9 protein-coding genes are annotated in these 11,141 nt (G+C 72.0%); 6 read left to right on the top strand and 3 right to left on the bottom strand.

Going from position 1 to position 11,141, the window contains the following annotated elements; all coding sequences use genetic code 11:
• On the top strand, nt 1–369 hold a 369-nt coding region (locus O4U47_RS30700), incomplete at its 5' end, for a response regulator transcription factor (RefSeq protein WP_270681501.1).
• An 80-nt stretch (nt 370–449) separates the two neighbouring features.
• Here O4U47_RS30700 and O4U47_RS30695 read toward each other — a convergent pair.
• Nucleotides 450–593 carry a type II toxin-antitoxin system HicA family toxin gene (locus tag O4U47_RS30695; protein ID WP_270681500.1) on the bottom strand — a complete coding sequence of 48 codons (144 nt, stop codon included), beginning with the start codon at nt 591–593 and terminating at the stop codon, nt 450–452.
• The gene (locus tag O4U47_RS30690; RefSeq protein WP_017622837.1) at nt 590–820 is read right to left on the bottom strand and encodes a type II toxin-antitoxin system HicB family antitoxin; all 231 of its coding nucleotides are present in this window, start codon (nt 818–820) and stop codon (nt 590–592) included. Before O4U47_RS30690 ends, O4U47_RS30695 begins: the two co-directional genes overlap by 4 nt.
• Before the next feature lie 66 nt (nt 821–886).
• Here O4U47_RS30690 and O4U47_RS30685 point away from each other — a divergent pair, with 66 nt between their 5' ends.
• Nucleotides 887–1,120, top strand: coding sequence for a hypothetical protein (locus O4U47_RS30685; RefSeq protein ID WP_270681499.1), 234 nt, complete (start codon nt 887–889; stop codon nt 1,118–1,120).
• An 83-nt stretch (nt 1,121–1,203) separates the two neighbouring features.
• On the opposite strand, the gene O4U47_RS30680 is transcribed toward O4U47_RS30685, so the two are convergent.
• Nucleotides 1,204–3,372, bottom strand: a complete 2,169-nt coding sequence (locus O4U47_RS30680; protein ID WP_270681498.1) for a SpoIIE family protein phosphatase — start codon at nt 3,370–3,372, stop codon at nt 1,204–1,206.
• Nucleotides 3,373–3,681: 309 nt separating this feature from the next.
• Here O4U47_RS30680 and O4U47_RS30675 point away from each other — a divergent pair, with 309 nt between their 5' ends.
• From O4U47_RS30675 to O4U47_RS30660, 4 genes are all read left to right on the top strand, one after another.
• On the top strand, nt 3,682–7,650 hold the full coding sequence (locus tag O4U47_RS30675; protein ID WP_270681497.1) for a HAMP domain-containing protein: 3,969 nt from the start codon (nt 3,682–3,684) through the stop codon (nt 7,648–7,650).
• Nucleotides 7,651–7,655: 5 nt separating this feature from the next.
• Nucleotides 7,656–8,294 (top strand): response regulator, encoded by a 639-nt coding sequence (locus tag O4U47_RS30670; protein WP_270681496.1) that lies wholly within the window; start codon nt 7,656–7,658, stop codon nt 8,292–8,294.
• A gap of 473 nt (nt 8,295–8,767) precedes the next feature.
• On the top strand, nt 8,768–9,775 hold the full coding sequence (locus O4U47_RS30665; protein WP_270681495.1) for a hypothetical protein: 1,008 nt from the start codon (nt 8,768–8,770) through the stop codon (nt 9,773–9,775).
• Nucleotides 9,776–10,279: 504 nt separating this feature from the next.
• On the top strand, nt 10,280–11,141 hold an 862-nt coding region (locus O4U47_RS30660; protein ID WP_270681494.1), incomplete at its 3' end, for a hypothetical protein.

The raw sequence follows: 11,141 nt of genomic DNA, 5'->3' as shown, positions 1-11,141 counted from the left end.
GTGCTGACCAGCTTCGGCCGCCCGGGCTACCTGCGGCGGGCCCTCGACGCGGGCGTGCGCGGCTTCGTCGCCAAGGACGCGCCGGTGGAGGAGCTGGCCGAGGCGGTCCGGACGGTCCACGCGGGCGGCAAGAGCATCGACGCGGCGCTGGCCGCGACGGCGCTGATGGCGGGGGACAACCCGCTGACCCCGCGCGAGGCCGACGTGCTGCGGGCCGCCGCCGACGGCCGCACGGTGGCGGACACGGCCGCCGACCTGGGCCTGGCCGGGGGGACGGTGCGCAACCACCTGTCGTCGGCCATCGGCAAGACGGGAACGTCCACCCGCCACGAGGCCGCCGCCAAGGCCCGGGAGATGGGCTGGCTGTGAGCCGGACAGGTCAGGGAAGGTCGTCCTCGTCCAACCCGGCTTTCGCGAGGATCGACTTCTGCGTGCCGATACGGAGTGGGTCACGCCCGAGAGGGCACGACGACCGTCCGCCCGGCACGCCGCATCTTGTAGTGGTCGCCCCGGGTGGACACGGGGTCGAACCCCGCCTGCTCCAACAGCTTGATCAGCGCCTTGCTGGACAGGCGCTTCGCGCGAGGGCTCATGCGCTCAGCCGAATGGCGAACGGGACGACCGCGGCTTCGGGGTGGATCAGGTCGAAGTCGACGTCCTCGTCTTCGTAGTAAAGCTCGACGGCCTCTTGGATGTTCTTCAGGGCCTCTTCGTAGGTGTCGCCCTCCGTCGTCACACCGTTTTCGACACACTGGATGACGAAACCGTCTTCCTCCGGCCAGATCCTCGCCGTAAGTCGCAACGTCTCTGACGGCGGCATGCAGCCTCCTCGATCATGCGGACGGATTCCAGGATAGAAGCTACTCGGCTCTGGCAGGGTGTGAACATGGAGCCCATCGACATCGAGCGCCTGGCCGAGGAGTTCGACGCGAGCGACCAGAGCGCCTACATCCTGCGGTCCGAGCCGGGGACGCCGACCGATGCGGCCCCCACGGTGATCATCCCGGTCGCCTTCCCCAAACCCCTGCTCGACGAGATCCGGCGGCTCGCCGACCGGCGGCGGGTCGGCGTCGACCGGCTCCTGCGCGAATGGGCCGAGGCGGGTCTGAGGCGGGCCTGAGGTCGCTCTGAGGCGGCAGGGCACGGGCGCCTGACGGGGCGGTAGGGCAGGAGAGGCGAGGGGCGGCGGACCTGCGGCCGCCCCTACAGGAACCGCAGCACCAGCATCGCCGTGTCGTCCGTGTGCCCTCCCGGGGCGAACTCCTCCAGCTCGCGGTCGATGCGCACGATGACCGCCTGCGCCGTCAGCCCGTTGCACGCCGAGAAGATCTCCGTCAGCCCCTCGTCGCCCAGCATGCTCGTCTCGCTGCGCCGCTCGGTCACCCCGTCGGTGACCGCCAGCAGCACGTCCCCGGAGGTCACCTCCACCGTCTCGGTGAAGAAGTCGACGTCCTCGAACGCCCCCAGCAGCGGCTGCGACGTGCCCACCGGCAGCACCTCGCCCTTGCGGTCCAGCTTGATCGGCAGCGGGTGGCCCGCCGACACCAGGCGCAGCCGCATGCCCTCGCCCGGGCCGCCCACCGGGGTCATCTCCCCGTACAGCATGGTCAGGAACCGGGTCGAGGTGTTCTCGTCCAGGATCGCCAGGTTCAGCCGGTGCATGATGTGCGCCGGGGAGTACCCCTCCCGCGCCAGCGCCCGCAGGGTGTGCCGGGCCAGGCCGGTCACCGCGGCCGCCTCCGGGCCGGTGCCGCACACGTCGCCGATCGCGAAGCACCACCGCCCGTCGGTGGCGAACACGTCGTAGAAGTCCCCGCCGACCACGGTCCGCTCGTCGGCCGGGCGGTAGAACACCGCGTGGTCGACGCCGGGGATCTCCGGCTCCTTCTCCTTGGCCGGCAGCAGGCTGCGCTGCAGCGCCTCGCTCATCTCGGTCTGCCCGGCGTACAGCCGCGCGTTCTCCATCGCCGAGGCCACCCGGCGCGCCAGGTCGTTGGCGACGTCCACGTCCTCGCGGGTGAAGTCGGCCTCGGCCTGGCGCCCCAGCGTCATCCGGCCCAGCTCGCGGCCGTGCGCCACCAGCGGGATGCTGACCGCCGGGCTCTCGGCGAGCTCCATGCTCAGCTCGTCCTCCAGCCCCGCCGCGGCCACCATCTCCCGGTTCCACAGCGGCCGCGGGCTGTGCTGCTCGCGCGGGGGCAGCGTGGACAGCAGGGTGCGCAGCACGTCGTTGTAGTTCTCGTTGGCGTGCACCGCGTGCGCCAGCCGGCCCACCCCGAGGTCGTTGATGATGTGCACCGCGCACCAGTCGCCCAGCCGCGACGTGGTCAGCTGGGCCGCGAGCGCCGCGGTCAGCGGCTCGTCCAGGGTGCCGGTGAGCAGGTCGCTGGCCTCGGCCAGGAAGCTCAGCGACGCCCGCCGCTGCAGCTCCACCTCGGCCAGCCGGGCGCGCTCCACCGGCAGCGCCATCTTGTCGGCGCCCTCCTGCAGCCGCCGCGCGGCGGTGTCGCCGAAGTGGCGGATGCGCCGCGAGGCCACCCCGATCAGCCCGGTGATGCGCCCCTCCACGATGAGCGGGGCGGTCACCAGCGAGCGCATGCCCGCCTGGGCCAGGCGGCCGCGGTGCGCGCGGGCCAGCATCAGGTCGTCGTTGATCACCGCCCCGGGCGCCGGGGCCGCCGACGGGAAGGTCTCCTCGGTGCGGCTGCGGAACGGCCGCCAGGGGCCGTCGGTGAGCCCGACCCCGGCGCGCACCTCCCACTCGGTCTCGTCGGTGGTGGCCAGGGAGATGTAGGCGGCGTCGCCGCCCAGCGCCGACCGCGCGTACTCCACGGTGCGGTCGAGGAGGTCGGGCAGGGGGAGCCGGGCCGACAGCGCGGCGTCGAGCGCCGCCCACGGGCCGGGCCTGGGGGCGCGGCGGCGCGGTGGGCGCACCGGCTCGGGCGGGGCCAGCGGGGCGTCGGGCGCGTCGTCGGTGTCCATGACCCGGAACCAGACGGCCTTGTCCTCTTTGCTGTAGGCCACGCCCCAGGAGGAGGCGATGGCCGCGGCCAGGGCGAGCCCGAGCCCGCCGCTGCGGCCGTTGTCGGTGGAGGGGGAGGTGTCCACGGTCAGCGGGCCGGCCTGGGGCACCGCCCGCTCGGGGACGCGGTCGGCCACGACCACCTCGACGGCGCCGCGCAGGCGCCGCACGGTGAGCTCCAGCGGGCTCTCGGCGTGGATCACCGCGTTGGTGACCAGTTCGCTGGCGAGCAGCACCGCGTCGTCGGCGGACCGCCCCACCGCCCACTGGTCGAGCGTCTCCCGCACGAACACGCGGGCGTCTCCCGCCGCCTCCGGTACAGGGGGGAATTCCCTGTGGGCGACCCTCATCGCGTCATGTGGCATTGTGAAGCCGTACGGTTTCCTTCAGTGTCGGTCACGGGCGGACGAGCCCTGGTGCCGCATCCGCATGATTCACCCATACCCCCATCTCGCCCACTACCGGCCCCCAGCGGTGTCGGAAACGCGTTCACGTGGGCACAGTAGGAGACAACGCAAGTCATCATGGCAGAACGGCCCTGTGCCGAGCAGCCCGGCCGCGCGGTGTGACCACCGCGGACCCCGCGTCCCCGCTCCCCCCGGCGGCGGTGGCGCGGGCGGCGGCCCGCGGCCCCGCACGCAGCGCTTAGGAGGGGATCGATGCCCGAGGCGACCCGGGCGCCGGCGACGGAAGAGCACATGGATGAGCTTCTCGGCGCCCTCTACAGTATGCGCGACGGTGATTTCAGCGTCCGGCTGAACCACCGCGCCGACGGCAAGGCGGGAGAGATCGCCGCCGTGTTCAACGAGGTCCTCGACCACTGCGAGCAGCTCAGCAGCGAACTGCAGCGGGTGGGCGACGTGGTGCGCGAGGAGGGGCGGCTGACCGAGCGGGTCTCGGTGAGCCCCGCGCGCGGCGCCTGGGGCAAGAGCGTGCGCGCCCTGAACCACATGCTCGACGAGGTGAGCGAGCCGGTCACCGAGGTGGCGCGGATCCTGGACTCGGTCGCCGGCGGCGACCTGTCCCAGCGCGCCGAGCTCACCAGCCGCCGCGGCGACCTGCACGGGGACCTGCGCCGCCTGGCGGTGTCGGTGAACCGGATGGCCGACCAGATGAGCAAGTTCACCACCGAGGTCACGCGGGTGGCCCGGGAGGTGGGCACCGAGGGCAAGCTGGGCGGCAGCGCCGAGGTCGAGGGCGTCTCCGGGGCCTGGCTGGACGTGACCGAGGCGGTCAACCAGATGGCCTCCCGGCTGACCGCCCAGGTGCGCGACATCTCCACGGTCACCACCGCGGTCGCCCGCGGCGACCTGAGCCGCCAGGTGACGGTGGACGTGCAGGGCGAGATGCTGCTGCTCAAGGAGACCGTGAACACCATGGTCGACCAGCTGTCCACGTTCGCCGACGAGGTCACGCGGGTGGCCCGGGAGGTGGGCACCGAGGGCAAGCTGGGCGGCCGCGCCAACGTCAAGGGCGTCTCGGGCACGTGGAAGGACCTGACGAACAACGTCAACTCCATGGCCGACAACCTCACCAACCAGGTGCGGGACATCTCGCAGGTGACCACGGCGGTCGCCCGCGGTGACCTCACCAAGAAGATCACCGTGGACGTCCAGGGCGAGATGCTGCAGCTGAAGGACACCGTCAACACGATGGTGGACCAGCTGGACTCCTTCGCCGACGAGGTCACCCGCGTCGCGCGCGAGGTCGGCACCGAGGGCACCCTCGGCGGCCAGGCGCACGTGCGCGGGGTGTCCGGGGTCTGGAAGGACCTCACGGACAACGTGAACTCGATGGCGAACTCGCTGACCTACCAGGTCCGCAACATCTCAGAGGTCACCCGCGCCGTCGCGGGCGGCGACCTGACCAAGAAGGTCACGGTCAACGCCAAGGGCGAGATGCTGGAGCTCAAGGGCACCATCAACACCATGGTCGACCAGCTCGACTCCTTCGCCGACGAGGTGACCCGGGTGGCCCGGGAGGTGGGCACCGAGGGCACCCTCGGCGGCCGCGCCGAGGTGCGCGGCGTGTCGGGCATCTGGAAGGACCTGACCGACAACGTCAACTCGATGACGCAGAGCCTGACCAACCAGCTCCGCGACATCAGCCAGGTGACCACCGCGGTGGCCCGCGGTGACCTCACCAAGAAGATCACCGTCGACGTCCAGGGCGAGATGCTGCAGCTCAAAAACACCGTGAACACCATGGTGGACCAGCTGTCGGCGTTCGCCATCGAGGTCACCCGGGTGGCGCACGAGGTGGGCTCGGAGGGCCAGCTCGGCGGCCAGGCCAAGGTCGACGGGGTCTCGGGCACCTGGAAGCAGCTCACCGACAGCGTCAACGAGCTGGCCTCCAACCTGACCACGCAGGTGCGGGCGATCGGCGAGGTGGCCGCGGCGGTCACCGCGGGCGACCTGACCCAGAACGTCCACCTGGACGTGCGCGGGGAGATGCTGGAGCTGCGCGACAACATCAACCTGATGGTCGCCAACCTGCGCGAGACCACCGCCGCCCAGCGCGACGACGACTGGCTCAAGTCCAACCTGGCCCGCATCTCCGCGCGCATCCAGGGCCACCGCGACCTGAACGAGCTGGCGCGCCTCATCATGACCGAGGTGACACCGCTGGTCGACGCCCAGCACGGCGCCTGCTACCTGCCCGAGGACGAGGACGACGAGGGCGTGTACCGGCTCTACGCCGGGTTCGGCTTCCAGCCCGAGGAGGGGCGCCGCCGGGTGCGCAGCGGGGTCGGCCTGGCCGGGGAGGCGGTCGCGCAGAAGCGCGAGCAGATCGTCATCAACGTCCCGGCGGACTACGTGCACGTCGAGTCGGGGCTGGGCGAGGCCCCGCCGCTGAGCCTGGCGATCCTGCCCATCGTGTCGGAGGACCGGGTCCTGGGCGTGGTGGAGTTCGGGTCCTTCGGCGAGTTCCGCGAGGTGCACCTGAACTTCCTGCGGGAGCTGGTGAACCTGCTGGGCACCACGATCAACACGGTGCTGGCCAACTCCAAGACCGAGTACCTGCTGGCCCAGTCCCGCCAGCTCACCATCGCGCTGCAGGAGCGCTCCAACGAGCTGCAGCGCCAGCAGGAGGAGCTGCGCCGCAAGAACGCCGAGCTGCACAGCAAGGCGGGCCAGCTCGCCAGCCAGAACCGCGCCATCGAGCTGCAGAACCGGCAGATCGAGCGGGCGCGGCGCTCCCTGGAGGACCGGGCGCACCAGCTCCAGGTCTCCTCCAAGTACAAGTCCGAGTTCCTGGCGAACATGTCGCACGAGCTGCGCACGCCGCTCAACAGCCTGCTGATCCTGGCCCGGCTGCTGGCCGACAACACCGAGCAGAACCTGACCTCCAAGCAGGTGGAGTTCGCCCAGACCATCCACAAGGCCGGAAGCGACCTGCTGGAGCTGATCGACGAGATCCTGGACCTGGCCAAGGTCGAGTCGGGCCGGGTGGAGGTGCAGCCCGCCGACGTGGCCATCGGCCAGCTCGTCGACTACGTCGAGGCCACCTTCCGGCCGCTGACCAGCGACCGGGGCCTGGCCTTCGGGGTGGAGGTGTCCCCGGACATCCCCAACGACCTGTGGACCGACGAGCAGCGGCTCCAGCAGATCCTGCGCAACCTGCTGTCCAACGCGGTCAAGTTCACCTCCTCGGGCGAGGTGCGGCTGCTCATCCGCCCCGCCTGGGCGCTGGACGACGCCGACCTCGACCTGTTCGGGGAGAACGAGGAGGTCATCGCGTTCTCGGTGGCCGACACCGGCATCGGCATCCCCGAGGACAAGCTGCAGGTCATCTTCGAGGCGTTCCACCAGGGCGACGGCGGCACCTCGCGCCGCTTCGGCGGCACCGGCCTGGGGCTGTCCATCAGCCGCAACTTCGCCCGGCTGCTGGGCGGGGAGATCCGGGTGGAGAGCACCGTGGGCCAGGGCAGCAACTTCACCCTGCTGCTGCCGGTGCGGCTGCCCGAGGGCGCCGAGGAGCGGATGGCCGAGGCGCTGGACCCGGTGCCGCCGCTGGAGGCGCCGGACACGGCCGACATCGAGCCGCTGACCGACGCCTCCGCCCCCGAGGTGCCCGACTCCCCGGCCGACCTGGCGGTGCTGCCGGCCCTGGAAGACGAGCCCGAGCCGGCGGGCGACCCGGTCCCGGTACTGCGCGAGCCGGAGCCGGAGGCGGCCGAGGAGGGCGAGGCGGCGCCGGACACCGAGCAGCGGGAGGCGCTGAAGGGGCGCACCGTCCTCATCGTCGACGACGACATCCGCAACGTGTTCGCCCTGGCGAGCGCGCTGGAGGCGCAGGGGCTCAAGGTGCTCTTCGCCGACAACGGCCGCACCGGCATCGAGAAGCTGGAGGCCAACGAGGACGTCGAGGTCGTCCTGATGGACATCATGATGCCCGAGCTGGACGGCAACGCGACCACGCGCGCCATCCGGGAGATGCCCCAGTTCGCCGACCTGCCGATCATCTCGCTGACCGCGAAGGCGATGCAGGGCGACCGGGACCGCAGCCTGGAGGCGGGCGCGTCGGACTACGTCACCAAGCCGGTGGACCTGGACCACCTGCTCGACGTGATTCAGAAGTGGCTGGAGCCCGGCTCCGGCGAGGACGGCACCGAAGAGCAGGAGTAGTGGACGTGGCGCAGAAGGCCAACATCCTCCTCGTGGACGACCGCGACGAGAACCTCACGGCCCTGGAGGCGATCCTGGCCTCCCTGGACCAGAACCTGGTGCGCGCCAGCTCCGGGGAGGGCGCGCTCAAGGCGCTGCTGGAGGACGACTTCGCGGTCATCCTGCTGGACGTGATGATGCCGGGGATGGACGGGTTCGAGACCGCCACCCACATCAAGCAGCGGGAGAAGACCCGGGACGTGCCGATCATCTTCCTGACCGGGGTGGGCGTCGACCGGCACCAGGTCTTCCGGGGGTACGCCGCGCGCTCCATCGACTACCTGACCAAGCCGTTCGACCCGTGGGTGCTGCGGTCGAAGGTGGAGGTCTTCGTGGAGCTGTTCCAGACCAAGCAGCGGCTGCGGGACCAGGCCCGGCTGCTGCGGCGCCAGCTCGGCGAGGAGACCGGGTCGGAGACCGAGTCGCTGACCGGGCGGCTGTCGCACCGCATGGCGGAGGTCAGCACCAACCTGGAGCAGCTCCGGGAGCTGATCGTCACCGCGGACCGGGACCCGGACCCGCGCACGGTGGAGGCGGTGCGGGCGCTGGACCGGTCGATGGGGCGGCTCTCGACGATGGTGGAGTCCCTGCACGGGGCGGAGTAGCGCGCCTCGGGGCGGCGCCGCGCAGGCGCCGACCCGTCACCCTCCGTGCGAATGACCTGCGTGGCCGGATCCGGCCACGCAGGTCATTCGCGTTTTCAGGGGGAGATCATTTCGGTTTTGACGTACGCAGCGTGGCCGACCAGCGGTTCCGGGCGCCCGCGGGGGCGCAGGTGCGGCTTTCGGGCCGATTCGGTTCCCCGTTCCGGCCGGTTATTTCCCGTGACGAGGGACACCGAGGGGGTGCCGGTGCCCTCACGTTCCGGTGGTGTCCCCGGGAGGGGCGGTGTTGCTAGCGTTCGGCGCATCGCAGGGAGCACCGCGGAGGCCGCGGACGCCCGCCGCCCCGGTGCCCCTGGAACCCGGGCCCGATCCTGCCCCCGCCGGCGCCCGTGCCGCCAATGGTGCACCGCCCCCTCCCACATCCCCGGTGCGCGAGGCAATCCCCTACCCCGACTCCGAATCGGAGCAAGATCGTGTCGCGTACGACCCATTCGCGTACCGCCCCCCGCATCGTCGCGGGCTTCGCGGTGTTCGGCTTCGCCGCCCTCGGTGCGGCCCCCGCCTCCGCGGAGCCCGAGCCGATCACGAAGGACATCGCCTACCACTGCACGTCGCAGGGGGGCTGGGAGGAGAGCGGCGACATCGAGTGGAAGTTCGGTGTCACCAACGGCTCGTCCTTCGACCCCGGGGAGCAGGTCGCCGCCCTGGGGAACTCGCAGTGGCGCTACGCCTACCCGGAGACCGACCACGGGAACGTCACCCGCGTGCTCGTCCGCCACGAGGTCGACCTGTCCGGCGGCGCCGCCACCGACGACAGGCTCACGTTCCAGAGCAAGTGGAACGGCAGCGCGGCCCCGGAGGCCTTCACCGAGGGCACCGAGGGCGGCGACTGGCAGTACCCGTCGCAGCCGGCGGGCACCCGTGCCGGCGACGGCAGCAGCCTGGTGTTCAGCGGCGGCAAGATCGTCGCGAGCCTCCTGTTCGAGGACGGCGAGCACTGGGTCACCACCTGCACCCCCACCGGCGACGCCGAGATCACGAGCGTGGAGGTCTCCGGCAAGCCCGACCCGGAGGAGCCCGAGGACCCGGAGGACCCCGGGGACGAGGACCCCGGCGGTGACGACGGCGACGGCGGGGGCGACGAGGACCCCGGCGGTGACGACGGCGACGGCGGTGACGACCAGAACCCGGGCGGTGACGACGGCGACGGCGGGGGCGACGAGAACCCCGGCGGTGACGACGGTGGCGACGACCAGAAGCCCGGTGACGGTGACAAGGGCGACGGCGGCGACACGGGCGAGGACAAGCCCGCGCCCGGCGACGGCGGCTCTGCCGACGGTGACAAGGGCGGTTCGCTGCCGGTGACCGGTGCGGCCCTCGGCGGAATGGTGGCCGCGGCGGTGGCCGCGGTCGGCGGCGGCGGTGCGGCGATGTTCTTCGCCCGCAAGAAGAAGCGCGCCGCGGCCGACACCGAGGCCTGACGGAGCCTGAACGGGGTGTGAGCGGGGCTCGACGGCCCCGGGGCCGAGGGCGGCGGGGATTCCCCGCCGCCCTCGCCTATTTCCGGATACATGGACGCCACGTGGCGGAATGGCCGGAAACGGTCTCCCTGGGGTGGCATGTAAACCCCGCCGACCTCACCGGGTCGGTATCACCGCAGGTCACGTTACTGAGCGTGGGATTCGCGAAGGTAACTGCGAAAACACCGGAAGCGCCGCTCCCAGTGGTGGCGGAGTGTCACCGGAGGCCCCATCGGCGCAGTTCGTCCCTTCCTGTTCCGAAATGCGCGGGGGTTGCTAGAGTCACCGCAATCCCATCGCCTCCGCGACGGCGCGCCCGCTCACGCGCCCCCGGGTCGGCAGCTGCGCGCGGTCGGCCCCCGCACCGACGTGAAGCCTCCGGACCTTCGGCCCTCCCGAAGCGCTCCCGGAACCCGCGGAGGCGGACGATCCCCCGACGTATTGGAGCGAACGAACGTGTCGCGTATGACCACCCGCATGACCGCGGGCTTCGCCGTTTTCGCCTTCGCGGCCCTGGGCGCGGGCCCCGCCCTGGCGGACGACGCCCCCGAGGCGCAGTCGGGCGCCGGTGCCGGGCCGGAGGCGCCGGAGGCGCCGCAGACGCTGGACGCCCCCGTCGACGACGCCCTGACGGAGGTCGCGTACACCTGCACGAGCGGCTTCGGTGACGAGGAGTCCGCGACGCTCTCCTGGTTCTTCGAGACGAGCGCCATGGAAGGGCAGGCCGCGACCGGTGACACCCTGATGCACGCGGGCGGCTTCGACGGCGGCGTCTACTGGACGGCCGAAGGGGCGGGCCCGATCACGTCCATGACCGTCACGGGGCGCGTCACCAGCACCGGCGACGCCGCGGCCGGCCCCGAGGAGCACCTGGAGACCACCTGGTCGGGCAGCTCCGAGGACCCCTTCGCGGAGACGGAGGGGTGGAACTACGACGGGCTGGTCGGGGAGCGTGAGCTCACCCGGCCGGGCTCCATCACCTACCGTCCGTCCGGGGTCACGTTCGTCGCGGTGCAGGAGGACGGCACCACCACGACCACCACCTGTGACCCGGAGTCGACCCCGGTGCTCACCGAGGTGAGCGTGACCGGCGACCCGGTCGGCGGTGACGACGGTGACGGCGGCGGCGACGAGAACCCCGGTGGCGACGACGGCGACGGCGGCGGCGACGAGGACCCCGGCGGTGACGACGGCGACGGCGGCGATGACCAGAACCCGGGCGGCGACGACGGCGACGGCGGCGGCGACGAGAACCCCGGCGGCGACGGCGGGGACAAGGGCGACGGCGGCGACACGGGCGAGGACAAGCCCGCGCCCGGCGACGGCG

Source organism: Nocardiopsis suaedae, from assembly GCF_027706745.1.
Classification (GTDB): domain Bacteria; phylum Actinomycetota; class Actinomycetes; order Streptosporangiales; family Streptosporangiaceae; genus Nocardiopsis_A; species Nocardiopsis_A suaedae.
The sequence above is the reverse complement of the archived record's forward strand: the minus strand, read 5'-3'. Positions and strand labels throughout refer to the sequence as shown.

Coding starts and splice junctions, on each gene's coding strand:
- O4U47_RS30695 (WP_270681500.1), bottom strand. CDS start 593: ATGAGCCCTCGCGCGAAGCGCCTGTCCAGCAAGGCGCTGATCAAGCTG.
- O4U47_RS30690 (WP_017622837.1), bottom strand. CDS start 820: ATGCCGCCGTCAGAGACGTTGCGACTTACGGCGAGGATCTGGCCGGAG.
- O4U47_RS30685 (WP_270681499.1), top strand. CDS start 887: ATGGAGCCCATCGACATCGAGCGCCTGGCCGAGGAGTTCGACGCGAGC.
- O4U47_RS30680 (WP_270681498.1), bottom strand. CDS start 3,372: ATGAGGGTCGCCCACAGGGAATTCCCCCCTGTACCGGAGGCGGCGGGA.
- O4U47_RS30675 (WP_270681497.1), top strand. CDS start 3,682: ATGCCCGAGGCGACCCGGGCGCCGGCGACGGAAGAGCACATGGATGAG.